Source organism: Acidimicrobiia bacterium, from assembly GCA_036271555.1.
Lineage (GTDB): Bacteria > Actinomycetota > Acidimicrobiia > IMCC26256 > PALSA-610 > DATBAK01.
Window position 1 is genome coordinate 44828 of record DATBAK010000103.1, and the last position, 26631, is coordinate 71458.

General features: G+C 70.6%; 22 protein-coding genes. 11 read left to right on the forward strand and 11 right to left on the reverse strand.

All coding sequences use genetic code 11. The annotated features are described in order from the left end of the window. The first annotated feature begins 60 nt into the window (after positions 1-60). The 4 genes from VH914_22510 to gatB are packed head-to-tail and all read left to right on the forward strand — an operon-like array spanning position 61 to position 5218. On the forward strand, positions 61-1935 hold the full coding sequence (locus VH914_22510) for a PQQ-dependent sugar dehydrogenase (GenBank protein ID HEX4493992.1): 1875 nt from the start codon (positions 61-63) through the stop codon (positions 1933-1935). Positions 1936-1986: 51 nt separating this feature from the next. Beyond that, positions 1987-2298, forward strand: coding sequence for an Asp-tRNA(Asn)/Glu-tRNA(Gln) amidotransferase subunit GatC (gene gatC / locus VH914_22515; protein HEX4493993.1), 312 nt, complete (start codon positions 1987-1989; stop codon positions 2296-2298). Beyond that, positions 2295-3713, forward strand: coding sequence for an Asp-tRNA(Asn)/Glu-tRNA(Gln) amidotransferase subunit GatA (gatA, locus tag VH914_22520; GenBank protein ID HEX4493994.1), 1419 nt, complete (start codon positions 2295-2297; stop codon positions 3711-3713). The genes gatC and gatA overlap by 4 nt, the downstream gene beginning before the upstream one ends. After that, positions 3710-5218, forward strand: coding sequence for an Asp-tRNA(Asn)/Glu-tRNA(Gln) amidotransferase subunit GatB (gene gatB / locus VH914_22525; GenBank protein HEX4493995.1), 1509 nt, complete (start codon positions 3710-3712; stop codon positions 5216-5218). The genes gatA and gatB overlap by 4 nt, the downstream gene beginning before the upstream one ends. A gap of 171 nt (positions 5219-5389) precedes the next feature. Here the strand turns inward: gatB and VH914_22530 are convergent, their stop codons facing one another. Beyond that, positions 5390-5887, reverse strand: coding sequence for an STAS domain-containing protein (locus VH914_22530; protein ID HEX4493996.1), 498 nt, complete (start codon positions 5885-5887; stop codon positions 5390-5392). A gap of 170 nt (positions 5888-6057) precedes the next feature. Between VH914_22530 and VH914_22535 the strand changes: the two genes are divergently transcribed. Together VH914_22535 and VH914_22540 are read left to right on the forward strand one after the other, a co-directional pair. Further along, positions 6058-7158 carry a GAF and ANTAR domain-containing protein gene (locus VH914_22535; protein ID HEX4493997.1) on the forward strand — a complete coding sequence of 367 codons (1101 nt, stop codon included), beginning with the start codon at positions 6058-6060 and terminating at the stop codon, positions 7156-7158. A 72-nt stretch (positions 7159-7230) separates the two neighbouring features. Further along, on the forward strand, positions 7231-8328 hold the full coding sequence (locus tag VH914_22540; GenBank protein ID HEX4493998.1) for a hypothetical protein: 1098 nt from the start codon (positions 7231-7233) through the stop codon (positions 8326-8328). A 13-nt stretch (positions 8329-8341) separates the two neighbouring features. Here the strand turns inward: VH914_22540 and VH914_22545 are convergent, their stop codons facing one another. From VH914_22545 to VH914_22555, 3 genes are all read right to left on the reverse strand, one after another. Beyond that, on the reverse strand, positions 8342-8641 hold the full coding sequence (locus tag VH914_22545; GenBank protein ID HEX4493999.1) for a hypothetical protein: 300 nt from the start codon (positions 8639-8641) through the stop codon (positions 8342-8344). A 71-nt stretch (positions 8642-8712) separates the two neighbouring features. Beyond that, on the reverse strand, positions 8713-9687 hold the full coding sequence (locus VH914_22550; GenBank protein ID HEX4494000.1) for a G1 family glutamic endopeptidase: 975 nt from the start codon (positions 9685-9687) through the stop codon (positions 8713-8715). 336 nt (positions 9688-10023) lie between these two features. Beyond that, positions 10024-11037 carry an LLM class F420-dependent oxidoreductase gene (locus VH914_22555; GenBank protein ID HEX4494001.1) on the reverse strand — a complete coding sequence of 338 codons (1014 nt, stop codon included), beginning with the start codon at positions 11035-11037 and terminating at the stop codon, positions 10024-10026. A gap of 57 nt (positions 11038-11094) precedes the next feature. Here VH914_22555 and VH914_22560 point away from each other — a divergent pair, with 57 nt between their 5' ends. Further along, positions 11095-11805, forward strand: coding sequence for a class I SAM-dependent methyltransferase (locus VH914_22560; GenBank protein ID HEX4494002.1), 711 nt, complete (start codon positions 11095-11097; stop codon positions 11803-11805). On the opposite strand, the gene VH914_22565 is transcribed toward VH914_22560, so the two are convergent. From VH914_22565 to VH914_22585, 5 genes are read right to left on the reverse strand one after another with little or no spacing between them, the layout of a single operon-like run. After that, positions 11789-12853, reverse strand: coding sequence for an NAD-dependent epimerase/dehydratase family protein (locus VH914_22565; GenBank protein ID HEX4494003.1), 1065 nt, complete (start codon positions 12851-12853; stop codon positions 11789-11791). The two genes, VH914_22560 and VH914_22565, sit on opposite strands and share 17 nt — an antisense overlap. Continuing rightward, positions 12850-14256, reverse strand: coding sequence for an aminotransferase class III-fold pyridoxal phosphate-dependent enzyme (locus tag VH914_22570; protein HEX4494004.1), 1407 nt, complete (start codon positions 14254-14256; stop codon positions 12850-12852). Before VH914_22570 ends, VH914_22565 begins: the two co-directional genes overlap by 4 nt. A gap of 50 nt (positions 14257-14306) precedes the next feature. After that, on the reverse strand, positions 14307-15470 hold the full coding sequence (gene solA, locus VH914_22575; protein ID HEX4494005.1) for an N-methyl-L-tryptophan oxidase: 1164 nt from the start codon (positions 15468-15470) through the stop codon (positions 14307-14309). Continuing rightward, on the reverse strand, positions 15467-16561 hold the full coding sequence (locus tag VH914_22580; GenBank protein HEX4494006.1) for an aromatic ring-hydroxylating dioxygenase subunit alpha: 1095 nt from the start codon (positions 16559-16561) through the stop codon (positions 15467-15469). Before VH914_22580 ends, solA begins: the two co-directional genes overlap by 4 nt. Next, positions 16558-17586: an SRPBCC family protein gene (locus VH914_22585; GenBank protein HEX4494007.1), complete on the reverse strand. Its 1029-nt coding sequence runs from the start codon at positions 17584-17586 to the stop codon at positions 16558-16560. Before VH914_22585 ends, VH914_22580 begins: the two co-directional genes overlap by 4 nt. A 25-nt stretch (positions 17587-17611) precedes the next feature. Between VH914_22585 and VH914_22590 the strand changes: the two genes are divergently transcribed. From VH914_22590 to VH914_22605, 4 genes are read left to right on the forward strand one after another with little or no spacing between them, the layout of a single operon-like run. After that, positions 17612-19621 carry a CocE/NonD family hydrolase gene (locus tag VH914_22590; protein HEX4494008.1) on the forward strand — a complete coding sequence of 670 codons (2010 nt, stop codon included), beginning with the start codon at positions 17612-17614 and terminating at the stop codon, positions 19619-19621. A gap of 7 nt (positions 19622-19628) precedes the next feature. Next, positions 19629-23273: a hydantoinase B/oxoprolinase family protein gene (locus VH914_22595; GenBank protein HEX4494009.1), complete on the forward strand. Its 3645-nt coding sequence runs from the start codon at positions 19629-19631 to the stop codon at positions 23271-23273. A gap of 5 nt (positions 23274-23278) precedes the next feature. Further along, positions 23279-23806, forward strand: a complete 528-nt coding sequence (locus tag VH914_22600; GenBank protein ID HEX4494010.1) for a pyridoxamine 5'-phosphate oxidase family protein — start codon at positions 23279-23281, stop codon at positions 23804-23806. A gap of 2 nt (positions 23807-23808) precedes the next feature. Next, a complete protein-coding gene (locus VH914_22605) occupies positions 23809-24432 on the forward strand; it encodes a dihydrofolate reductase (GenBank protein ID HEX4494011.1) in 624 nt (207 codons plus the stop codon). A 4-nt stretch (positions 24433-24436) separates the two neighbouring features. Here VH914_22605 and VH914_22610 read toward each other — a convergent pair whose 3' ends face one another. Beyond that, positions 24437-25423: an ABC transporter ATP-binding protein gene (locus VH914_22610; protein ID HEX4494012.1), complete on the reverse strand. Its 987-nt coding sequence runs from the start codon at positions 25421-25423 to the stop codon at positions 24437-24439. A gap of 103 nt (positions 25424-25526) precedes the next feature. After that, positions 25527-26492 carry an ABC transporter ATP-binding protein gene (locus VH914_22615; protein ID HEX4494013.1) on the reverse strand — a complete coding sequence of 322 codons (966 nt, stop codon included), beginning with the start codon at positions 26490-26492 and terminating at the stop codon, positions 25527-25529. Positions 26493-26631: the final 139 nt, after the last annotated feature.

Genomic DNA, 26631 nt, shown 5'->3' on the forward strand with positions numbered 1-26631 from the left:
CGCCCGCTACGCGTGTGGAAGGATCTGCCGAGTCCCGGTGGGGGACGCGAAGGGGGCACCGTGCGGCAGCCGCGTCGAGGACTCTCGTTCATCATGGCGGTCGCGATCGGGGCCGCGTCGTTCGTCGCGCTCGCAACCGACGCGTCGACCGCGGTCGCGGCACCGAATCTGAGCGCGGTCGAGTTCGGGCTCGCGCCGGTCGCGACCGGACTGTCGGTGCCGGTCTCGCTCGCCTGGCGCGTCGACGACGACCGCATCTACGTCGCCGAGCAGACCGGCACGATCCGCATCATCGATCCGGTGTCCGGCGCGATCGACGGCACGGTCCTCACGCTCACGCACATCAGCAGCGGCGGTGAGCGGGGCCTGCTCGGGCTCGCGTTCTCGCTCGACGGTTCGAAGCTCTACGTCGACTACACGGACTCGACGGGGACGATCCACATCGCCGAGTACACGATGGCCGGCGACACCGCGGACACGAGCACCGCGCGCGACCTCCTTACGATCCCGCACTCGCGTCCGAACCACAACGGCGGACAGCTCGTCGTCGGTTCCGACGGCGACCTCTACATCGGCGTCGGCGACGGCGGTGGTGGCGGCGACCCCGACCGCAACGGGCAGAACGTGAACTCGCTGCTCGGCAAGATCCTGCGCATCGATCCGCGCCCGACGCAGACGATGCCGTATCGCATCCCGCACGACAATCCGTTCTTCGGTCAGGCCGATCACCGCGGCGAGATCTGGATGTACGGGTTGCGCAACCCGTGGCGGTTCTCGTTCGACTCCGCGACCGGTGACCTGTGGATCGCCGACGTCGGCCAAGACCTCTACGAAGAGGTCGACTACGCGCCCGCGGGCACGAGCGGGCAGAACTGGGGTTGGAACCTGCGCGAGGGCTTCCACCCGTTCAAGGGCGGCGCGGAACCGCCCGACGGTCACGACCCGTTGCTCGAGAACGCGCACGCCGACGGCAACTGCGCGGTGATCGGCGGGTTCGTGTACCACGGCAGCGCGATCGCGAACCTCGGCGGCGCGTACCTCTACAGCGACCTGTGCCAGCGCCACATCTCCGGCGCGGTGCAGAGTGGCGGCACGCTCAGCGATTCCGCCGTGTTCCCCGCCGGCTTGCAGTCGATGACGACGTTCGGTCAGGACCACGACGGCGAGCTGTACGCGGCGAACCTCACGGGCGGCTTGTACAAGCTCGTGCCGCTGCCCGACCCGGCGATCTCGGTCGGCGATCGCGCGATGCTCGAAGGCGACACCGGCACGCGCCCGATGAAGTTCCCGGTGACGCTGAGCAAGCCCGCGACCTCGCCCGTGACCGTGAGCTACTCGGTCACGGGCACGAGCGCGACCGGCGCGACGCGAGTGGCACCCGGCGTCGACTTCAAGCTGCGATCGGGCACGCTCACGTTCAATCCCGGCCAGATCTCGAAGATGATCGCGGTACCGGTCCTCGGCGACGCGACGACGGAATCCGACGAGACGCTGAAGGTCACGCTCTCGGCGCCCACCGGCGGGTACGCGCTGGATCGTTCCGTCGGCACCGGCACGATCCTCAACGACGACGCGAACGCGGGGGTGACGCTCGGCATCGGCGACGGTGCGATCGTGCAACAGGGCGAGGGCACCGAGAAGCTGACGCTGCCGGTGACGCGGTCGGCGCCGACCGGCGCGATGAGCGTCGATTTCACGCTCACGCCGGGCACCGCGACGTACACCAAGAAGGCGACCGGCGGCGAGATCGGCGGCAAGCTCTCGGGCACGCTCGCGTTCAAGGCGGGCGTGACGCACAAGGACATCTCGGTGACCGTGTGGCCCGACCTGCTCCCCGACGCGGACCACCAGTTCACGATCACCCTCTCCGACGAGACCGGCGCGACCGTGACCGTGATTCGCGCGACGGGCACGGGCACGCTGCTCGATCCGTAGCGCCCGCAATGCTTCGGGGATCGCCGCGACGCCCTTCCTAGAATGCCGCCCATGAGCGACGGATCGGCACGGATCTCGCGCGCCGATGTCGAGCACACCGCCCGGCTCGCGCGTCTCGCCCTCACCGACACCGAGATCGAGCAGCTCACCGAGGAGCTCGGCAAGATCCTCGACCACGCGGCGCGGGTCTCGGCGCTCGACACGACCGACGTGCCGCCGACGTCGCACCCGATCGAGCTCGTGAACGTGCTGCGACCCGACGAGGTCCGCCCGAGTCTCGACTCCGTCGAGGTGCTCGCGGAGGCGCCGGTCGCCGAAGACGGCCGCTTCCGCGTGCCGCGCATCATGAGCGAGGAAGCATGAGCGCGGTCGAGATCGCGGCCGCGGTCCGGTCGGGGGAGCGACGCGCGATCGACGTGCTCGAGGAGCACCTCGCGCGCATCGACGAACGCGAAGGTCAGATCCACGCCTTCAACACCGTGCTCGCCGACGACGCGCGGGCGGCCGCCGACGCGGTCGACGCCGCGGTCGCGGCGGGCGGTGATCCGGGGCCGCTCGCGGGCGTGCCGATCGCGCTGAAGGACAACCTCTGCACGCGCGGTGTTCCGACCACGTGCTCGTCGCGCATCCTCGAGCACTGGAAGCCGCCCTACGACGCGACCGTGGTGTCGCGCCTGCGCGCCGCGGGCGCGCTCATCGTCGGCAAGACGAACCTCGACGAGTTCGCGATGGGTTCGTCGACGGAGAACTCGGCGTTCGGACCGACGCGCAACCCGCACGACCTCAGCCGCGTGCCCGGTGGCTCGTCCGGAGGTTCGGCGGCCGCGGTCGCGGCGGGGTTCGCGACGCTCGGTCTCGGGTCCGACACCGGCGGCTCGATCCGCCAACCCGCCTCGCTGTGCGGTGTCGTCGGCGCGAAGCCGACGTACGGCGCGGTGTCGCGATACGGGTTGGTGGCGTTCGCGTCGTCGCTCGACCAGATCGGCCCGTTCGCGACGACCGTCGAGGACGCCGCGCTGCTGCTCTCGACGATCGCGGGCCACGATCCCTGCGATTCCACGTCGATCGCGCGCCCGTTCCCCGATCTGCGGTCGGGCATCGACGGCGGCGTCGACGGATTGCGGGTGGGCATCGTCGAGGAGCTCACCGACGTCGAGGGCATCACCGACGAGGTGCGCGACGCGGTCGAGGCCGCGGGCCGCGCGCTCGAGAAGGACGGCGCGCGCGTCGACCGGGTGTCGCTGCCGTCGTCGGCGTACGCGCTGTCGGCCTATTACCTGATCGCGCCGGCGGAGGCGTCGTCGAACCTCGCGCGCTACGACGGCGTGCGGTACGGACTGCGAGTCGACGCGCCCGACGTCGAGACGATGAACGCGTCGACGCGCGACGACGGCTTCGGTGCCGAGGTGAAGCGGCGCATCATGCTCGGCACCTACGCGCTGTCGGCCGGCTACTACGACGCGTACTACGGCCAAGCGCAGCGCGTTCGCACCCTCATCGTGCGCGACTTCGCCCGCGCGTACGAGCGGTTCGACGTGCTGCTCGCGCCGACGTCGCCGACCGTCGCGTTCGAGGTCGGCGCGCGCACCGCGGATCCGCTCGCGATGTACTTGAGCGACGTGTGCACGATCCCGTCGAACCTGTCGGGTGATCCCGCGATCAGCGTGCCGTGGGGCGCGGTCGACGGTTTGCCGATCGGCGTGCAGGTGCTCGCACCCGCGTTGCAGGAGGCGCTGATGTTCCGGGTCGCACGCGCGGTCGAGGCGGTGGCGCCGTGAGTTCCGAGACCAACGTCCGGCACCCGGCCGAAGGCACCTCGAGCCCGAGCACAGCCTGGGAGCCCGTGATCGGGCTCGAGGTGCACGTCGAGCTCGCGACCGCGACGAAGCTGTTCTGCGGCTGTCGCAACGAGTTCGGCGCGCCGCCCAACACGCACGTGTGCCCGGTGTGCCTCGGGCTGCCCGGCGCGCTGCCGGTGCTGAACGAGAAGGCGGTCGAGCTCGCGTTGCGACTCGGCACCGCGCTGCAGTTCACGATGCCGGAGCAGTCAATCTTCCACCGGAAGAACTACTTCTATCCGGACATGCCGAAGAACTTCCAGACGTCGCAGTACGACGAGCCGATCTGTCTCCAAGGTGTGATCGACGTCGACGGCACGACGGTACGGATCACGCGCGCGCACCTCGAAGAGGACACCGGGAAGTCGCTGCACGTCGGTGGCGGCGGGCGCATCCACGACGCCGACCACTCGCTGGTCGACTACAACCGCGCCGGCGTGCCGCTGCTCGAGATCGTGTCGGAGCCCGACATCTTCTCGGCGGAGCAGGCGCGCGCGTACGTCACGGAGCTGCGCGCCACGCTGCTCGCGCTCGGTGTGTCGGACGTGAAGATGGAAGAGGGCTCGATGCGCGTCGACGCGAACGTCTCCATCCGCCGCACGGGCACGTCGGAGCTCGGGACGCGCACCGAGATCAAGAACATGAACTCGATCCGATCGGTGCAGCGCGCGATCGAGTACGAGATCACGCGCCAGATCGAAGTGCTCGAAGACGGTGGTCGGGTCGTGCAGGAGACCCGGCACTGGAACGAGGTCGACAGTCGCACGCACTCGATGCGGTCGAAGGAAGAGGCGTACGACTACCGCTACTTCCCCGAACCCGACCTCGTGCCGGTCGCACCGAGCGTCGAGCTGCGCGAGCGGGTGCGAGCGGCGCTGCCCGAGCTGCCGGGCGCGGCGCGCGCACGACTGGTCGCCGACTGGGGCATCTCGGAGCACGACGCGCGTGTGGTGCTCGACGTGCCGGGACTCGCTCGTTTCGTGCAGGCGACGGTCGGCGCGTTGAAGGCGGGCACGCCCCGTGACGTCGTCAACTGGGCGACCGGCGAGGTGCTCGCGCACGTGAACGAGGCGGGCGTCGCGGTCGATGAGCTCACGTTGGCGCCCGACGCGCTCGCGGAGCTGGTCGCACTGGTCGCGGGTGGGACGATCAACCGCAACCAGGCGAAGGAAGTGCTCGCGGAGGCGTTGCGCGCCGGTTCACGGCCGGCCGCGATCGTCGAGGCACGCGGGCTCGCGCAGGAGAGCGACACCGACGCGCTCGGCGCGTCGATCGACGCGGTGCTTGCCGCGCACCCCGACGTCGTCGCGGACTACCGCGCCGGCGACGACGGCGTGAAGAAGAAGAAGCGCGGCTTCCTCATGGGCGAGATGCAGAAGGCGCTGAAGGGCCGCGCGAACGGCCCGGTGCTCGCGCAGCTGCTCGACGAGCGGCTCAACGCCTGAGTCGCTGACCCACGCGGCGCGGTTCCGTCGTTCCAGATCGCGGCGCTGCTCGACGAGCGCGAACGAACCCGCCACCGTCCTTGGTAGCGGGTTCGCAAGCTGGGCTCGACCGTGAACAACCCGGGGGGTGCCTCGCGGCTGTTCTCGGTTGTTGCCGTCTGGCGCGTCGCGTCAGCAATCCACCGGTTCCGGCGCGGTTGCGGCGAGCAGGTGCGTCAGCCCGGTCACTTCGATGACGCGGTGAACGATCGACGGGGCGTTCGTCAGGACGAACGTGCCACCCTGTTCGGTCGCGACGTTGTGGCAACGGACGAACATGCTGAGCCCGGCTGACGTGCAGAACGTCACCGCGCCGAGATCGACGACGACCCGCCGCCACAGTTTCGACGCGGTCAGGATCGTCGATTCGATGTCGCCGCAACTCAACTCGTCGAGATCGCCACTGAGGCCGATCGACACCGAAGAGTCGTCGCGCTCCCGTACGAGCACCTCGTCCATGCGCTCAGCTCCACTCTCGAGCAGAGCCACGCTGCAGGACCCTGCAGACACTCTGCCGCCGAACCCGACCGGATACAAGAGACCAGCCGCGTTTATGTCCTCGCGCGCGGGGGAACGCCTCCGGGCCAGCGTGTCGTCACGTCGCCGGCACACCGATTCGAACTGAGTCACTGCCGCCGATCGCGGCTTCGGTTCCGGAGCCGGTAACCTCGCGTGGTCGGTTGAGACAACAGCCGCTGCGAGCGATCCGATCTGGGCTCCGGGTTCGGCGCCGAGCGGCTGACGACGTCTCTCGACTGCACGAGCGTGAATCGTCCGGACGGCTGAAGGACGGTTGCCGCGTGGACGACGAAGCGCCGCGGACAGAGCGGGAATGGGCGGCCGACAAGCGCGAGTTCGTCGCCGACCGGCGCGACCACCTTGCTGACGCGCGCGACGACGCTGCGGACGCGCGTGATGTCGTCGCCGACGCGCGTCAGCGAAGTGCGGACGACCGCGAACGCGAGCTCGAGGAATGGGAAGGCCGTCTCGCGACCTGCGAACGCGACGAGGGCGGCGCTCCGCCCGCGCGATCGGCAAACGACGGCGCCGCCGTCGCGCATGAACGCGAGCGGGCGATCCAGGCTCGTGTCGAGGCGGACGAGCGGCGGTCGGAGGCGCAGGACGCGCGCACACTCACCACCGAGGAGCGACACGAAGCGACGAAGCGACGGCAGGCCGACGCGCCGCCGACGGGGCTCGCACTGGCGTTCGCCGAGATCGCGCAGCACCTCTACCAGTCGCAGGACGTCGACGCGGTCCTGAGCACCATCGCACGCGCCGCGGTCGCCACGATCACGGGCTGCGACATGGCCTCGATCAGCGTCCCCGACGGCCCGACGTTCCGCACGCTGGCGTCGACGGATGCGGCGGCGACCGACGTCGACACGGCGCAGTACGCGGCCGGTGAAGGTCCCTGCCTCGACGCGACGGAGGAGCCCGCCGTGTATGCGCCCGAGTTCCCCGACCCGAGGTGGCCGAGGCTTGCATCGGATCCCAACCGGTTCGGCGTGCAGTCCGTCGCGTCGTTCCGTGTCGCTTCGTCGAACCGTCCGAACACCGAACGATTCGTGGGATCGCTCAACGCGTACTCGAGCGACGACCATGCGTTCGAGCAGCAAGCACAGGAGATCGGCTTGATCCTCGCGGCGCACGCATCCACCGGCGTGAGCGCGGTGCGCGACCGGGTCTCGCTCGAGGAGCAAGCCGTGCAGCTCCACCAGGCGCTCGAGACTCGGGACGTCATCGGTCAGGCGACCGGCATCCTCATGGAACGACTCCGCGTGACGCCCGAAGAGGCCTTCGAGATCCTCCGGCGCGCGTCGCAGAATCTCAATGTGAAGCTGCGACTCATCGCCGAGTCACTCACCGAGACGGGTCAGCTCGCGCAGCGACCCGACTGACAACGTCGGACCGGCGCCGCGCAATGTGACTCGCGCGGCATGCCCGGCGGCGCGGTGGGGAAGGCTCTCGGCGTGGGAAGCGCGCTCCGGCGGCTCGGTGTGACTCTGTGCGTCGTGGGCGTCGCGCTGGTGGCGTCACCGTCGGCGGGCCGCGCGTCGCAGCCGACCCGTTCGTTGCGTCCTCGCATCGGCGCGTTCCCGAGTGCTCTCGACGCGTGGGTGGCGACGTCGCAGCGGGTCGCGCGGACGGCGAACGCCGGACGCACGTGGCGCGACGTCACGCCGGCCCGGCCGGGCATCGTCAGCGGGCTCTTCGCGCTCGATGGGTCGCACGCGTGGGTCGGGATGAACCGCGGCGACTGCGCGGGCGTCGTCTGGCGAACGCGCGATGCCGGCCGGCACTGGACGTCGACACGAATACCGGCCCGAGCGTGTGACACGCAGCACCTCTTCTTCCTCGACGCGCGCGTCGGGTGGGACGAGGTGAGCGCGGGCGCGGCCGCGGGTTCGGAAGCCGTCAGCATCGTCGCGACGGTCGACGGCGGCGCGCACTGGCGCCTCGTGTCGTCCACCGGATCGCTCGACGGCCGCGTGCCTCCGACCCCGCACGCGCTCGACCGCGGCTGCGACAAGACCGGCATCGTCTTCAGTGGACGGGACCGCGGTTTCGCGACGTTCGCGTGTGCGGGAGGCGAACCGGAGCTCGGGACGACCGGCGACGGCGGCCGCACGTGGGCGACGCAGTCGCTGCCGAAGCCGCGGGGTTGTGACGACGGGTGCTTTTTCGAGGCGGCTCCGCCGACAGTGGTGCACGGTGTCGCGGTCGCAGCGACGTTCACCGACGCGGATGCGCAGGGACCGACGACCGTGTTCGCCGCGAATCGCGTCGGCACATGGCAACGACTCGCGGCGCACCGAGGTGCCGCGCAAGCCGTCGCGATACCGGACCTCGACTCATGGTGGATCGCGATCGGCGATCACCTGCTCGTGACGAACGACGGCGGCGCGCACTGGCGTCGCGAGCGTCCGCGGCTTCCGGCGGAGATCGACCGTCTCGTCGCGGTGAACGCACACACGGCTTGGGCGATCGACGGCCTCGGGACCACGCCCGGTCTCGCGCGTACCGTCGACGGCGGACGAACGTGGACGCCAATCGAGGTCGCGATCTGAACGCCGAGTGCGCCTAGGTCTGGAGGCGCGCGAGCCAGCTGTCGCGCAGGCGCCGCCACCGTTCGGCGAAGCTCACGGACGCGCGTGGCGCGACGATCACGCCCGGTTCCGCGGCTGCGCCGAGGGACGCCATCAGGAACGCGCCGAGCCGCGCGATCGCGGGCGGGTCGAGGTGAACCGTGCCGACGCAGCGGGCGTCGTCCCACACGCCGAGCACGACCTCGCGGTCGTCGGCATGCCACGACGCCCGCAGCGCGTGGCCACGGGCGTCGACGAGCAGCTCGGGCGGGGTCCGGCGTACGGGTTCGTCCATGGCGACATTGTGAGCCGTCGGTTCGGGCGCGACAAGCGGCGGCGGGTGATGCCGGGTCTGGGCTGGTTCCGTCAACAGGCGGGTTGCTGCACGGTGAACGTGGCGCCCTTGAGGCGACACGCGTACGCCAGTGTGCGGCTGCCCTTCGGCTTGAGGTCGAACGCGGTGGCGTGAAGGGCCGCGACGGACTGATTCGCCGGATTCGCCTCCGTCGTCGCGTAGCCGGCGGTCAACTTCCAGGGCGCGAAGCTCGCGAGTCCACGCCCGTCGACCTTCTCGGTGATCCACTCGGCGTTGGTGTTGATGCACGGTTGACTGTCGACGTTGAGGCAGGTCTCGTGAACGGTTCCGCTCTTCGTCTTGTCGCCTGACGTCACCGTGAGCGTGAGGGCGTACGGGTTCTGTTTCGCGTTCCCGTCGTAGGTGACGGTCGCGGTGATCGTGCTGCCCGGCGTTGGTTCGAGCGCCGAATATCCGCTGCCCGTATAGATGGGGAGATTGGGAAACATCTCGTACCAGGCTCGATACGTCGGACCGATGTACGTGTCGGTGCCGCTGTTCCACAGGCAGGTGACTTCGACGCCGGTCTGCTCGACTGTGTGAGATCCGTCGTTTTCGAGGCCGTCGAGCCCCACCCAGAAGTCGACCTCTTGATCGCCGAGGTTCGTGGTCGGGCACGTCACCGTCGGTTGTACCCACCGGCCGGTGACGCTCGTGAAGCCGCAATCGGTTCCCGGGGGGTTCGTCCGCGCGACATAGCCGGTCCATTGCGGCGTCGTCGCCGAGGCGCTGAGTTTCGGGCTCGCCGGCGCGGCCGGGCACATCAGCGTGAACTCGAGTCGACCGGTTGCGACGAAGCACGAACCCGCCGTCGTCTTGCCCGTGATCTTGACGACGAACAGCTTCGGGACATCCGCGTAGGTGTGCCTGAGCGTCGCCAGCGTCGAGCCGTCGGCGCCGCCCACATACGGCTGGGTGTCCTTGTCGCCGTCACCCCAGGCAACCGTGTTTCGGAACCGGCAACTGGTCGTGTCGCCCGTGCTCACGATGACGATCGAGACGGCGGGGTTCGAGCTCGCGCATTGAACGGCGTAGAAGCACTGCTTCGGCTTCGCGCGGGGGCGGTCGGCTCGGTTCGAACGGACGAGCGGTTCGAGCGCCGACGCCGGTCGCCGACCGGGCGAGGCGTATGCCGTCCCCGAGAGTGACCAGCCGCCGGCCGTCACGGACATCGCGAGCACGATCGCTGCGACAACGGTTCCGGCGCGGTGACCCGCACTTGTGCCCACACCCATGGTCACGCCCCCACGTTGCACCGGCTCGTCGTACCCGAGGCCAGAAACTACGACATCGGGCGCGACGCCACGAGTGACTCGCCGCGGTCAGGAAGCGCGGAAGCCGGCGAGCACCCTCGTCCACGTGTCGGGCGGGGCCGAGTACGGCGCGTTGAAGGCGATGCGGTCGATGAGGTCGCCGTAGCGGCCAAGGACCTGCGGCGCGATCTCGTCGGGCCGTCCGGAGACGGTGAGCGCGGCGACGACCTCGTCGGGCATCGCCGCGGCCATCGCCGCCCAATCGCCCTCGCGCGATCGTCGGTGCAGCTCCGTCTGCAGGTCACCCCAGCCGTGCGCGTCGAGCACGGGGCGATAGGCGGGCGTCGAGCCGTAGAACGCGAGCTGGGCACGCGTCGCGAACCGCGCGGCCGCGAGCTCGTCGTCGGTCTCGCCGGTCGCGATCATCACCGGGAACGAAACCTCGAACCCGTCGCGCGTGCGACCGGCGCGCGCGAGACCGCGCTCCAATGCCGGCAGCGTCGTCGTGCGGAGGTAGTGCGCGCTGCTGAACGGGTGCACGATGAAGCCGTCGCCGACCTCGCCCGCGACCTCGGTCATCCGCGCGCCGACACCGGCGAGCACGATGCGCGGCGGGCCGAACGGGTTCGGGCCGGGGTCGAAGAACGGCGTCATCAACGTGTGGCGGTAGAAGTCGCCGCGAAAGTCGAGCGGCGCGCGGTCGTTCCACGCCGCCCAGATCGCGCGCATCGCGAGCGCGAACTCGCGCAGGCGCGGTGCCGGGTGCGACCACTCCATGGAGAACCGCTTCTCGATGTGCGGCTTGATCTGCGTGCCGAGTCCGAGCACGAACCGGCCGCCCGACACGAGCTGGAGGTCGTTCGCGGTGGTCGCGAGGGTCATCGGGTTGCGCGCGAACGCGACCGCGATCGCGGTCGTCAACTCGAGCCGCTCGCTGTGCTCGGCCGCGAGCATGAGTGGCAGGAACGGATCGCGCGGGCCCTCGAACGTGAAGACGCCGTCGTACCCGGCGGCCTCCGCGCGGCGGGTCGCGTCCGGTACTTCGGCGAGCCGCGGCGCGACGAGTGGTGCATCGACCTTCATGTTCGTCATCGTGAAATCACTGGCGGCACTCGCAACCGGTCTGATCGGATGGCACGGATGGAAGCGTACGGACCCGAGACGTACGGCGCGCACATCGCCGACCTCTACGACGAGCGCTACGCGTCACGTGATCCCGCCCGCGAGGTCGAGCGGCTGGCGGCGCTCGCCGGCGCCGGACCGGTGCTCGAGCTGGGCGTCGGAACCGGTCGCGTCGCGATCCCGCTCGCGCAACATCTCGCGCCACGATCCGTCGCGGTGCACGGGATCGACGCGTCGGAGCCGATGGTCGCGCAGCTTCGGGCCCGCGACGGCGGTCATCTCGTCACGGTCGCGATGGGCGACATGCGCGCGGTCGACGCGCCGGCGGAGCAGTACGCGCTCGTCTACGTCGTCTTCAACACGTTCTACGCGCTGCTCGACCAGGACGCGCAGGTCGACTGCTTCGCCAACGTCGCGGCGCGCCTCGCGCCGGGCGGACGATTCCTCATCGAGGCGTTCGTACCCGACCTCGATCCGCAGTTGCCCGCCGACGACGAGTTCGTCGTGGACCCCGTCATGCAGCGCGTCGAGGGTCACCATGTGCACCGCGACGAGTCCGGTACGCGCGTGCTCCCACTCGTGCTGCGCTACGCGTGGCCGAGTGAGCTCGATCTCATGGGCCGGATGGCCGGCCTCACGCTCGAGTCGCGCGCGGGCGGGTTCGAGGGTGAGCCGTTCACGCGCGACTCGATGTCGCACGTGAGCGTGTGGGTCAAGCCTGCGGCTTGACCCAGGAGATCTTGGCCCGGCGCCGCTCGTCGACGTAGTCGTGCTCGACGAACCAGTGCGCCGAGTCCTCGATCGCGTCCTCGGCGGGGCGTGACGTATAGCCGAGCTCGTCGCGAGCGCGCGAGTCGTCGAACGCCATGCGCGTCGTCGACATGCGCGCGGCCTCGATCGAGACGCTCGGCTCGCGCCGCAATACGCGGCCTTCGACGAGTTGCGAGGCGACGCCCGCCGCGACTGCGAGCGCCCTCGGCACCTGCCGCGTCGGCGCGCGCAGGCCGGTGCACCCGGCGAGGACCTCGAGCAGCGACTGCATCGATCGGTTCTCGCCGCCGAGGATGTAGCTGCGGCCGTTCGCACCGTGCTCGAGGGCGAGCACGTGACCCTGCGCGAGGTCGTCGACGTGCTCGACGTTCATCATCGTGTCGACGAACGCGGGCATGCGGCCGTTGAGGAAGTCGACGACGAGCTTGCCGGTCGGGGTGGGACGGCCGTCGCCGGGCCCGAGGGGAAACGTCGGCAGCACGATCGAGAGCGGCAGCCCCTCCGCCGCCGCGCGCAGCACTTCGTGCTCGGCGACGTACTTCGTGCGCTTGTAGGAGCCGAAGAGGTGCGCGATGTCGGCGTAGGACCGCTCGTCGGAAGGCGGCGCGCCCGGCGCCTCGTCGATGCCGAGCACGCCGACGGTGCTCGTGTACAGCATGCGCTCGCACCCGGCCGCGCGAACCGCCGCCAACACGTTCAGCGTGCCGCCGACGTTCACCTCGGCGAACCGGCGCGCATCGCGCGCCCAGAAGGCGTAGACGGCCGCGAGATGGAAGACGAAGCGCGCGCCGTGGCAGACGTCGCGCACGGCCGCGGCGTCGCGGAGGTCGACCGTTCGTCGCTCGACATCGGCGCCGAGATCATCGAGGTTGCGCTCGTCGCCGTTGGGCTCGACCGCGGCGACGACGTGCGCGCCGCGCGCGAGCACCGCGCGCGTGACCGCCGAACCGATGAAGCCCGCGGCACCGGTGATGAGGACCCGATCGCCGGGCGCGATCGCGCTCATTGTGCGAGCTTCTCCGGTGTGCGGTAGCCGCGCCGCAACGCGCCCTTCGCCATCGTGCGCCCGAACTCGACGATGAGACCCGAGCCACGGTGCGCGTCGGCGAGCACGTCGTCGAGCGCGTTCACGAAGTAGTCGACCTCTTCCTGTCCCGCGATCAACGGCGGCAGCAGCTTCACGATGTTGACGTTGTCGGCTGCGACCTGGGTGAGGATGCGGTGGCGGTGGAACAGCGGCACCACGACGAGCTGCGCGAACAGCGCCTTGCGCAAGCGCTCCATCGTGTTGAAACGCCGGCGCAATGCGGCGGACTGCGGCGCCGCGAACTCGAGCCCGATCATCAGGCCGAGACCACGCACGTCGGCGAGCATCTCGTAGCGATCCTGCAGCGGCTTCAGCGCGGTCTCGAACGCGGCGCCGGTCTGCGCGGCGCGGGCGACGATGTGCTCGTCGTCGAACGCCGCGAGCGTCGCGAGCCCCGCGACCATCGCGAGCTGATTGCGACCGAACGTCGTCGAGTGCTTCAAGGCCTTCTCGATGGAGCTGAACACGCTCGAGAACACACGGTCCGACGTGATCATCGCCCCGACCGGGATGTAACCGCCCGAGAGCGCCTTCGACACGGTCACGATGTCCGGCGTGAGTTCGTAGTGCTCGTAGGCGAAGAACTTGCCGGTGCGACCGAGACCGGTCTGCACCTCGTCGACGACGAACAACGTCTTGTTCCGGCGGCACAGCTCCTGCGCCGCGTGCCAGTAGTCGGCGTCGGCCATGTAGACGCCCTTGCCCTGGATGATCTCCACGACGAATGCGGCTGTATTACCGCCGGCGAGTGCGGTGGCGAGCGCGTCGATGTCGCCGAGCGGCACCGCGGTCGACTCGATGAGCCGGCCGAAGCCCTCGCGGAACTCCTCGCCACCGTTCAGCGCGAGCGCGCCGGTGCTGAGTCCGTGGAACGCGTGTTCGGCGAACACGATGCCGTCGCGCTTCGTGGTCGCGCGCGCGAACTTGATCGCCGACTCGACGGCTTCGGCTCCGGAGTTGCAGAAGAACACGCGGTCCATGCCCGCGTGCGTGCGCGTGAGCAACTGCTCGGCGAGCAGGCCGGGCAGCAGCGCGCAGTCCATCTGCACCATGTTCGGGAGGTCGAGGTCGATCGCCTGGTGCAGCGCCGCCTTGATCGCAGGGTGGCTGCGGCCGAGGGCGTAGACACCGAATCCAGCCAGGAAATCCAGGTATTTCTCGCCGCGGTCGTCGTAGAGGTAGCAGCCCTCGCCGCGCACGTAGTAGCGGTCGAAGCCGATCGTCTTCAACACGCGCGCGAGCTGGTTGTTGAGGTGCTGCTCGTGAAGCACGAAGTTGTCACCATGGCGCTGCTGAAGCGCCGCCGCGACATCGAACGGCATGAGTGCCTCCCGTCCAGTCGGTCGCGTTGCGAGCCGAGCCTACCGGCGGGTCACACCATCCAATTCGGCGCGTAGGCACCGTCGGTCAGGGCCGGCCGGTCGAAACGGAACGGCGTGAGGTCGTGCTGCGTCGTGCCCTTGCGTGCGAGCTCCACGAGCGTGCGCCCGAACCACGACGCGAACTTGAACCCGTGCGCGGCGCCCAGCGCCACGAGCACCTCGGGTGCACCGGGCACCGCGTCGAGCACGAAGTCGCGATCGGGCGTCAACGTGTACAGGCAGGTCTTGCTGCGGCGGGGCGCGCCGACGGCGGCACCGAACAGGTCGTGCATGCACGTGTCGACGCGCGCGAGCTCGTCGTCGTCGACCGCGAAGGTGCGATCGCGCGCGGTGGTGACGTGGCCACCGCAATCCTGCGCGGCTTTCACCGCGCCGGCCTCGCCGTAGACGGGGAATCCGTAGAAGCTCGGGTCGTCCATCCAGATCCAGACGGGGAGCCTTCCGACGGCGAAGCGCGCGTCGTCGGCGTCGAAGTACGTGACCTGCTCCCGCATCACGGTCAGCGGCACCGTGACGCCGAGCGGTTCGAGGAGGTCGGCGGTCCAGGCGTCGGCGGCGACCACGACATGGTGCGCGCGCCAGGTCTCGCCGCTCGCGTCGATCACGACCTCTCCGTGTCGGGGCTCGATGCGCGTGATCGGTGTCGACGCGTGCAGGCGCGCGCCGTGTTCGGTCGCGAGGCCTTGGTGCGTCGCGGTCGCGAGCGCCGCGGGCGCGATGCCACCCGCGTCTTGAAAGAGGGCGTGTACGTCGTCGGCGATCTGGAACTGGGGCCAGCGGGCGCGGATCTCGGCCGCGCCGAGCCACTCGTACGCGACGCCGGCCGCGGCGAGCGAGTCGCAGTAGTCGGCCGGTGCGATCGCGGCGTTCGCGGGAAAGAGGTCGAGGCCGCCGGTGCGCACGATCAGTTGCTCGCCGGCGTCGGCTTCGAGCGCGGCCCAGGCGTCGTACGCAGCCTTCGCGAGCTCGACGTAGCCGGGCGTGTGATACGAGAGCCGGATGATGCGCGAATGATCGTGCGACGCGCCGCGGTCGTGACCGAGCTCGAACTGCTCGAAGCCCGCGACCGTCAGGCCCTCGCGTGCACCCCAGTACGCGGCGGCGCTGCCGATGCCGCCGAGCCCGACGACGGCGAGGTCTATTTCGCGGTTCACGAGTCGGACATGCGCGCGTCGTACCAGCGGCCGATGTCGAGGCTCTGGTCCTCCATCGGTGCGAACCAGCCGCCGGTGAACGCGCGCGAGCCCATGCCCCGTTGCACGCTCTCGCAGATCGACCAGTCCTGCCGGTTCACGACGTCCCAGAACGACACCGCGTCGGCCGGGTCGAACGTCGCGCGTGCGATCTCGTCGGGGTGGAAGAGGAAGTCGCACACGACGGTCGTCGCAGCGGGGCCGCGCGGGATCAACGTGTACGCGGCCGCGTGATCCGCGCAGAGGCTGAGGAGCAGGTTCGGGTACACGAGCTCGCCCTTGTGGCGCACGCGCTCGTCGGCGTCGAGATCGGGGAGCGGTTGCCGGTCGCTCGTGCCCGACGCGGTGAAGGTCCACGTGCCGTCGCGCTGGGCGATCCCGCGTTCCCAGTCGAGTGCCGGGCCGCCCGCGCGCCGGAAGTCGGGGACGATCTCGCACAGCTCCGGGTGCAGCGTTGCGCAGTGGTAGCACTCGTTGTAGTTCTCCGCGAGCACCTTCCAATTCGCCGCGACCTCGTAGACGAGCTGCGCGCCGCGTCGTAGCGACGCGAGGTCGTAGCGCGCGATGCGATCGGGGATCGGCCCGAGCTGCGTGGCGAGCGGCGACGCCGGAGCCGGCTCGAGGTGCACGAACACGAAGCCGCCCCATTCGTCGAGCGCAGCGGGATGCAGCGCGAAGGCGTCGCGGTCGAGCGTGCCGTCGGGTAGGAACGGCGCGCGCCGGAAGCCGCCGTCGAGGCCGTACGTCCACGAGTGATACGGACAACGCAGCGCGCCGTTGGCGTGACCGATCGCCGGGCCGTCGCACGGCGCGAGCTCGGCGCCGCGGTGACGGCACACGTTGAAGAACGCGCGCAGCGCGCCGTCGTCGCCCCGCACGATCAGCAGTGACTCACCACCGACGGTCCCGCGGATCCAGTCGCCGGGCTCGGGTGCGTCGGCGGCGCGCCCCACGACCGTCCACTCCCGGGCGAAGATGCGCTCGCGCTCGCGCGCCCACACTTCGTCGTCGAGGTACGCGGCGCGCGGCAGCGCGGGTTCGAGCGGGCTCACGGCCGTGCGAGCGCGGCCCGTACGAGGTCCTGGAACATGCGCACGCCGGCCTCGTGGCGCGGACTCAGCCGCCCGACGTCGTAGACGCCCGCGTCGAGGTTGCGCTGAACCGCTTCGACGATCGCGCGGTCCTCCTCCACCACGACCTTCGAGATGCGCACGACGTCGTCGTTCGCAGGGTCGTCGAGGTCGGCGAAGAAGTAGTGGTACACGATGCGCGTCGAGTGCGGGCCCGTCGGCAGCATGCGCTCGACCACCATCGCGTCCGGATAGAGGTTGAGCGCGACGTTGGGCCAGCGGAAGAGCCAGCGACCCGCGTTCACCGCACCGTCGCGCGTCGGAGCGGAGTGCCGGCAGTAGCGGTTGCCGACGTGCACTTCGTACCGGCGCGCGTCGATCTCGCGGTTCAGCTCCGGGTGCACGAACGGGATGTGGTAGCCCTCGAGGTAGTTGTCGACGTACGTCTTCCAGTTGCAGTCGAGGTCGTGCACGACCTCGCCGCCGGGGCGGAACGACTCGATCGGGAACGGCTCGGTCTCCGCGAAGAACGCGGCGAGATCGTGTTCGAGCGCCGGCGCGTCGACGTCGAGGTTCACGAACACGAGGTTGCGCCAACGCGCGACCTTCACCGGGAAGAGCGAGAAGTCGGCGGGGTCGATCGTCGGATCGCGGCCGGCAGTGTCGAAGTCGCGCGCCTTGAGCAGCCGGCCCGCGGTGTCGTACGACCAGCCGTGGTAGCGGCAGACGAAGCCCGACGCGCGCGACTCGCCGTCGTCGACGAGGTTGCCGGCGCGGTGCCGGCACACGTTGTGGAAGCCGTGGAGCCCGGCGTCGCGATCGGCGACGACGACGAGCGGATAGCCCGCGATCGTCGCGGCGACGCACGCGCCGGGTGCCGAGAGCTGCTCGGCGGGCGCGAACACGAGCCACTCACACCCGAAGATCGTCCGCCGTTCGCGCTCGTAGACCTCGGGGTCGCGGTACAGCGACGCGGAGAGCGTGGTCGCGGCCTCGCCGTGCGTCACGGGACCGCATTCTAGAGTCGCGCTCGTGCGTGAGATCCGGGAGCGGGTCGCGATGGATGACGGCGTCCGGCTCGCGATCTCGCGCTTCGAACCCGAGGCGGTGCAACCGCACGGCGACGACGACCCGTGGCCCGTCATCATCGAGGCACTTCCGTACCGCAAGGACGACCTCACCGCGTCGTACCGGTCGGAATACGCGCGGCTCGTCGACGACGGTCGTTACGTGATCGTGCGGGTCGACGTGCGCGGTACCGGGTCGTCGGAGGGCGTCGCCACCGACGAGTACCCGGAACAGGAGCAGCGCGACCTCGAGCAGCTGATCGGGTGGTGCGCGGAGCAGCCGTGGTCGACGGGCCGCATCGGCATGTACGGCACGTCGTACTCGGGCTTCAACGCGTTGCAGCTCGCGGTCGAGCGGCCGCCCGAGCTCGAAGCCGTGTGCGCGATCTACGCGACCGACGACCGCTACACCGACGATGTCCACTACTACGGCGGTGTGCTGCGCGCGGTCGACCTGGTCGACTACGTGTCGTACATGGTCGCGATGAACGCACTGCCGCCGGTGCCTTCGGTGTACGGCGACGGCTGGCGCGACGAGTGGAAGCGACGACTCGACGCGACGCCACCGTGGTTGTTCACGTGGATCGAGCACCAGACCGACGACGACTACTGGCGCCACGGTTCCGTGCGCCTCGACGCGCGGCCGGGCACGACGCGCGGATACGACCGCATCGAATGCGCGACGATGATCGTCGCGGGTTGGGCCGACGGCTACCGCAACAACACGTTGCGCACGTTCGAATCGTTGCAGTGTCCGAAGCGGCTGCTGCTCGGGCCGTGGAGCCACATGGCGACCGCGAGCTCGTTGCCGGGACCGCACGTCGATCTCGTGCCCGAGCTCATCCGCTTCTTCGATCTGTACCTGCGCGATCGCGACGTCACCGACTTCGCGGGCGAGCCGCCGATCCGCGTGTTCGTGCGGCACGCGACCCGGCCCGAGCCCGATCTCGCGCAGCACGCCGGGGAGTGGCGCTTCGAGGACCGGTGGCCCGCCGAGCGAGCGCGGACGCGCGTCCTGCAACCGAACGACGGCGGTGGCGACGGCGAGCGAGACGACGCCGTGCCCGTGCGCGGCGATGTGGGCGGCCAGGCGTGGATCTCGTGCGCGGCAAGCCTGCCGTGGGGCCAGTCGTCGGACCAGCGCGCCGACGACGCGTGGTCGCGCTGCTACGACTGGCCCGTCGACGAGCGCTTCGAGATCCTCGGCAATCCCGTGCTGCACGCTCGGGTCACGTCGTCGGCGCCGATTGCGTATCTCTCGGCGAAGCTGTGCGACGTGTTCCCCGACGGCACGTCGGCACTCGTGACGCGCGGGATGCTGAACCTCACGCACCGCGATTCGTCGGTGGACCCCGAGCCGCTCGTGCCGGGTGAGGCCGTCGCCGTCGAGATCGAGCTCGAGGCGACGTCGTGGGTGTTCGCGCCCGGCCACACGGTGCGGCTCGCGCTCGCGGGCACCGACTGGCCCAACGCGTGGCCGCCACCCGCGCCGCTCACGCTGCACGTCGAACGCGCGTCCGTGGAGCTGTTGCTGCCCGAGTTGCCGCCCGATTCCGAGGCGCGTCCTGCGCCTGCGTTCACGCCACCAGGACCCGACTCGTGGCACGGCGGCGGGGAGGCAGACGAACCGCAACCCGAGATGACGTGGCGGTTCACGCACGACGTGCTGGAGCGGCGGACGCGCGCGACGGTGAGCCACGGCTCGCGCTACGCGAGCGAGGCCGACTCGCATGTGTCGGAGCAGTACGAGGGCGAGGTGAGCGTGTCGACGATCGATCCCGGCGACGCGACGGCAACCGCGACCGCGCGCTTCGAGATCGCGTGGCCCGACGCGGCGTGCCGCGCGGAATCGCGCCTGCGGTTCCGGAGTGACGCGACGACGTATCACGTCGAGGTCGAGCTCGACGTCGACGAAGGCGATGTCGCGATCGCGCGGCAGCGTTGGTCGCGCGACATCCCGCGGCAGTTGCAGTAGGCGCGCGATGCCCTGGCAGTTCTGGATCGACCGGGGCGGCACGTTCACCGACGTCGTCGGTCGCGGTCCGGACGGATCGCTCACCACGCTCAAGCTGCTCTCCGAAGACCCGGCGCGCTACCGCGATGCCGCGGTGGAGGGCATGCGCCGCGTGCTCGGGCTCAGTCGCAGCGAGCCCATCACGGCCGACCTCGTCGAGTGCGTGCGGATGGGCACGACGGTTGCGACGAACGCACTGCTCGAACGCACGGGCGAGCCGACCGCGCTCGTGATCACCGAGGGCTTCCGCGACGCGCTGCGCATTGCGTACCAGGAACGACCGCGCATCTTCGACCGTCACATCGTGCTGCCGGAGCTGTTGTACTCGCGGGTCGTCGAGGCGCGCGAGCGGATCGGCGCCGACGGCGAAGTCGTGCGCGCGCTCGACGAGTCGCACCTGCGCGACGGCCTCGAGCGCGCGTTCGCCGACGGCATTCGCAGCGCCGCGATCGTGTTCGTGCACGGCTATCGGTACACCGCGCACGAAGACGCCGCGGCCGCGCTCGCCCGGGCGGTCGGCTTCGAGCAGGTGAGTGTCTCGCACGAGGTGAGTCCGCTGGTGAAGCTCGTGGGTCGCGGTGACACGACGGTCGTCGACGCGTACCTGTCGCCGATCCTGCGCCGCTACGTCGACCAGGTCGCGGCGGAGCTTCCCGATGTGCGGCTGCTCTTCATGCAGTCGTCGGGCGCGCTCGCCGACGCCGCGGGGTTCCGCGGCAAGGACGCGATCCTGTCCGGTCCGGCCGGCGGCGTGGTGGGCATGGCGCGCACGGCCGCGCACGCGGGCTTCGAGCGGGTGGTCGGCTTCGACATGGGCGGCACGTCGACCGACGTCTCGTACTACGCGGGCGAGTTCGAGCGCGCATTCGAGACGCGCGTCGCCGGCGTGCGCGTGCGCGCGCCGATGATGAGCATCGACACGGTCGCCGCGGGCGGCGGCTCGATCATCACGTTCGACGGCGCGCGCCTGCGGGTCGGTCCGCAGAGCGCGGGCGCCGACCCCGGGCCCGCGTGCTACCGGCGGGGCGGACCGCTCACGATCACCGACGCCAACATGCTGCTCGGCCGCATCCACCCGGCCACGTTCCCGAACGTGTTCGGGCCCAACGGCGACGAAGCGATCGCCGCCGACGTCGTTGCCGCGGACTTCGCCGCGCTGGCCGCCACGGTCGCGGCCGCGACCCGTGTCGCTCGGAGTGCCGAGGAGCTGGCCGAAGGTGCCATCGACATCGCCGTCGGTGCGATGGCGAACGCGATCAAGAACGTGTCGGTCGCGCACGGCCACGACGTCTCGCGCGCGGCGCTGCACTGCTACGGCGGCGCGGCCGGTCAGCACGCGTGCCGGGTCGCGGACGCGCTCGGTATCGAGACGGTGCTCGTGCATCCGCTCGCAGGGGTGCTCTCCGCGTACGGCATAGGCCTCGCCGACCAGGCCGTGCTCCGCGAGGTCGCGGTCGAGGCGCCGCTCGAGTCGGCGGATCTCGAAGCGCCGTTCGCGACGATCGAACGCGCCGCGACACAGGAGCTCCTGCTCCACCGGCCCGACGGCGCGGTGATGGTGAGCGTCACGCAGCGCGTGCACGTCCGCTACGAAGGCACCGACACCGCGCTCGTCGTTCCGGCCGGCACGCCGATCGAGATCGCGACCGCCTTCGAGACCGCGTACCGGCAGCGGTTCTCCTTCCTCTCGCCGGGACGTCCGCTCGTGGTCGAGGCGGTGTCGGTCGAGGCCGTGGTGTGGGGCGAGACCGCAGACACCGCGGCCCCCGACGCCCCGCGGCCCGGCGCCGGCGCACGCGAGATCCGGGTCTTCGACCGCGGCCGCTGGTGGGAGGCGCCGCTCGTCGAGCGCGCCACGTTGGCCCGCGGTGCCGCGGTGACCGGCCCCGCGGTGATCGCCGACGCGCACGCGACCACCGTGGTCGAGCCGGGCTGGGAAGCGCAGGTCGCGCCCGGAGGCGAGCTCGTGCTCGTGCGCGTCGAGGCGCGTCCGGGTGCAACGCGCGCCGACGACCTCTCGCGCCCCGATCCCGTCCGTCTCGAGCTGTTCAACAACCGCTTCATGCACGTCGCCGAGCGCATGGGCGCGCAGCTCCAGCACACCGCGACGTCGGTGAACATCAAGGAACGCCTCGACTTCTCGTGCGCGGTGTTCGACGCGGCCGGTCATCTCGTCGCCAACGCGCCGCACATGCCCGTGCACCTCGGGTCGATGAGCGAGTCGGTGCAGTCGGTCGTCGCGCGCAACGCGGGCCGCATCGCGCCGGGCGATGCGTTCGTGCTGAACGATCCGTACCACGGCGGCACGCACCTTCCCGATGTCACCGTCGTCACGCCCGTCTTCGACGTTCCTGCAGGAGCGGCGAGCGCAGCGAGTGCGACCAGAGAACGCCGCATTCTGTTCTTCGTGGGCTCGCGCGGGCACCACGCCGACATCGGCGGCATCACGCCCGGGTCGATGCCGCCGTTCTCCACGCGCGTCGACGAAGAGGGCGTCGAGATCGACAACGTGAAGCTCGTCGAGGGCGGCGCGCTGCGCGAGGCCGAGATCCTCGAGCTGCTCACGAGCGGTCCGTTCCCCGCCCGCAACCCGGCGCAGAACCTCGCCGACCTCCGCGCGCAGCTCGCCGCGAACGAGACGGGAGCGCGCGAGCTCCGGCGCATGATTGCGGAGCTCGGTGTCGAGAGCGTGCAGGCGTACCTCGGGTTCGTGCAGGACAACGGCGAGGAGTCGGTTCGGCGTGTGATCTCACGGCTGCACGACGGTGAGTTCTCGCTCGACCTCGACAACGGCGCGCGCATTCGCGTTGCGATTCGCGTCGACGCGAAGCGCCGGCGCGCGGTCATCGACTTCGCCGGAACCTCATCGCAGCTTCCCGACAACTTCAACGCGCCGCGCGCCGTGTGCACCGCGGCGGTCTTGTACGTGTTCCGTGCACTCGTCGCCGACGACATCCCGTTGAACGCGGGTTGCCTGCGCCCGCTCGAGATCCGCGTGCCCGCCGGCTCGATGCTCGATCCGCAACCGCCGGCGTCGGTCGTCGCGGGCAACGTCGAGACGTCGATGTGCGTGACGAACGCGCTCTTCGGCGCGCTCGGCGTGCTCGCGTCGTCGCAGTGCACGATGAACAACTTCACGTTCGGCGACGACCGGCTGCAGTACTACGAGACGATCGCCGGTGGTTCGGGCGCGGGTCCCGACTTCGACGGCGCGAGCGCGGTGCAGACGCACATGACGAACTCGCGGCTCACCGATCCCGAGGTGCTCGAGCTGCGCTTCCCCGTGCGCGTCGACGCGTTCACGATCCGAGCAGGATCGGGCGGTGCCGGGCGGTGCCGCGGCGGCGACGGCGTCGTGCGGCGGATCCGGTTCCTCGCGCCGATGACCGCGTCGATCCTCTCGAACGGTCGCGCGCGCGGTGCATTCGGGCTCGCGGGTGGCGGCGCCGGCGCGCCGGGGATCAACCGCATCGAGCGCGCCGACGGCACGAGCGAGATGCTCGGTCACCTCGCGACCGCCCACGTCGCGCCCGGTGACGTCGTCGTGATCGAGACGCCCGGGGGTGGCGGGTTCGGGCGCGCCGATGAGTCTTCGAACGCGGGGGAGTCGTAGAGCGCATGGACGCGAAGAACCTCGCCGATCTCTACGACTGCCCGCTCCTCGACTGGAACCGTGTGGCCTCTCGGCTCGATGCCGGCTGGACGGCGGCGCCCGGCACCGGCGGTCCCAACCGGCACACGTGCTGGCTCGCGACCATCGATCCCGACGGTCGCCCGCACGTGACCGGCATGGGCGCGCTCTGGCACGACGGCGCGTTCTGGTTCGAGACCGGACCGGGCACGCGGAAGGCCCGCAACGTCGCACGTGATCCGCGCGCGACGTTGAGCATCTCGCTCGACGAGTACGACGTGATCGTCGAGGGCACGGTCGAGCGGGTCACCGATCGCGGGCGGGTCGCCGAGCTCGCGGCGATCTGGAACGAAGGTTGGCCGTGTCGCGTCGACGACAGCGGCATCGCGCTGACCGCCGAGTTCAGCGCGCCGTCGGCCGGACCGCCACCGTGGTGGGTCTACCGCCTCACGCTGACGAGCGCGACCGCGCTGCACACGGCCGAACCCGGCGGCGCAACCCGCTGGAGGTTCTAGCGATGGCGACGACGTACCTGCACGCGGTCGCGTCGCTCGACGGCTACATCGCCGACGAAAACGACGACGTCGGACCGCTGTTCGACTGGTACTCCAACGGCGATCGCCCGCTCGTCGACGGTGACGACGACGTCCACGGTTCGCCGTTCCGCGTCTCCGCGGCGTCGGCCGACTACGTGCGCGGCATGTGGTCGCGCCAGCAGGTGATCGTGATCGGGCGCCATCTGTTCGACCTGACGAACGGATGGGAGGGGCGCCCTGCCGCGGCCGACCACGCGGTCGTGGTGTCGCACCGACCGCGGCCGGAGGGCTGGCATCCGGAGGCGCCGTACCACTTCGTCGGCTCGGTGGCCGAGGGGATGGCGAAGGCACAGGAGCTCGCCGACGACCGGGAGATCGGTGAGATCGGTGAGATCGGTGAGATCGGTGTGACCGCGGGCGACCTCGGCGGGCAGGCGCTCGCGTCGGGCCTCATCGACTACGTGGCGATCGACATCGTGCCGGTCGTCTTCGGACGCGGGAAGCCCTACTTCGGGGCGCTCGACGGTCACGTCATGCTCGACGATCCCGACGTCGTGATCCAGGGCGATCGCGTGCTGCACCTGCGGTATCCGGTGCGCCGCTGACGCGCTACGACGAGGCCGCGCTACGGGAGGCCGCGCTCGCCGCGTGGCAGGCCGCGACCTGCGCGGGACCGACGTCGTGCAGGACCGGGTCCTCGGCGATGCAGCGCGCCGCGATGCCGAGGCGCTCGGACTCACCCTCCGCCACGAGTGGGCAGCGCGGGTGGAAGCGGCAGCCGCTCGGGATGCGCTTCGGATCCGGCGTCTCGCCCTGGAGGATCTGCTGCTCGACGCGCCGCGTCTCCGGCACCACCGACAGCAGCGCGCGCGTATACGGGTGCTTCGGCGATTCGAGGATCTGCTCGGTCGGACCGAGCTCGACGATGCGGCCGAGGTACATCACCGCGACGCGATCGGCGACGTTCCACGCGAGCCCGAGGTCGTGCGTGACGACGAGGATCGCGACACCGGTCTCGTCGACGAGCCCGCGCATCAGCTTCAGGATCTCGCCGCGCACGGACGCGTCGAGGCTCGACACCGGTTCGTCGGCGACGAGCAGCCGCGGTTCGAGCACCATCGCGCCCGCGATCACGACGCGCTGGCGCTGACCGCCCGACACCTCGTGCGGGTACAGGCCGACGAACCGTTCCGGCGGACGCAGTCCCGCGCGCGACAGCGCGCGGGCGACGAGCTGCTCCTCGTCGTGCCCGCCCCGCTTGTGCACGCGCAAGCCTTCGGCCACGGCTTCGTAGATCGTCTGGCGCGGGTTGAGCGCGCCCGTGGGATCCTGGAACACCATCTGCACGCGGCTGCGGTACTCGTGCAGACCGCCGCCGCGACGTCCGAGAATCGGCCGCCCTTCGTAGCGGACCTCGCCCTGCACCGGTTTCTCGAGGCCCATGATCGTGCGCGCCAGCGTCGTCTTGCCGCACCCGGACTCGCCGACGAGCGCGACGACCTCGCCCTCGCGCACGTCGAGACTCACGCCGTCGACCGCGCGCGCGGGAGCGTTGCGCTTCGCGGCGCGCCCGCGCGCGCCGAAGTGCACGTGCAGGTCCTCGACCTCCAGCAACGGGGAGCCGCTCACCGCTTCCCCCGGCTCCGTGGTACTGCGTTACCGGCGTATAGCCGGTTAACGCAGTACCACTGACTCGTGTTCACGCGTCGGCTCCGACCTTCACGCACGCGGCGCGGCGGCCGGCACCGACGGGGGTCAACCGCACGTCGGTCGATGCGCAGCGGTCCTCGGCCACGTCGCAGCGCGGATGGAACGGGCAGCCCGACGGGATCTGCTGCGGGTCGGGCGGGTCGCCCTCCAGACCGGACGGGCGCATCCGCGACCGCGGGTCGCCGATCGTCGGGAACGCGGCCGCGAGCGCGCGCGTGTACGGGTGCTGCGGCTGCTGGAACACGACGTCGCTCGAGCCTTCCTCGACGATCCGTCCCGCGTACATCACCGCGAGCCGGCGACACACCGACGTCAGCACCGACAGGTCGTGCGTGATGAACAGCACCGCGAGGTTGCGTTCGCGCTGCAGCTCCTGCAGGAGGTCGAGCACCTGCGCCTGCACCATCACGTCGAGTGCGGTGGTCGGCTCGTCGGCGATCAGCACCGCGGGATCGCACGCGAGCGCCATCGCGATCATCACGCGCTGGCGCTGCCCGCCCGACAGCTGGTGCGGATACTCGTCGGCGCGGCGCGCGGGAAGGCCGACCTGTTCGAGCAGCGCGCCGACGCGCGTACGGGTCGCGGCGCGCGGTTGCGTCGTGTGCAGGTCGATCGCCTCCGCGATCTGCTTCCCGATCTTCTGCACGGGATCGAGCGAGTGCAGCGCGCCCTGGAACACCACCGCGAGCTCGCTCCACCGCACCGCGCGCAGCCGACCCGGGTTCATCTGGTACACGTCTTCGCCCTCGAGCAGCACCTGACCCTCGATCCGCGTCCCCGCGGGCAACAGCCGCAGCAGCGCGTTCGCGATCGTCGTCTTGCCGCAACCCGACTCGCCCGCGAGACCGAGCGTGCCCGCGGTCTCGATCGAGAACGACACCCCCCGCACCACCGGCACCTCGCCCGCGCGCGTGCGGTAGGTGACGTAGAGGTCGCGTACTTCGAGGAGACTCACTGCATCTCCATGGTCGCGTTCGCTGCGCTCACCGCTCCGTGACGCGGGGTGGGAGTGGGCCCGGCCGCTCGCTCGCTCCGCTCGCCGCTCGTGCCGCTCATGTCTGGCGTTTCCATGGTCGCGTTCGCTGCGCTCACCG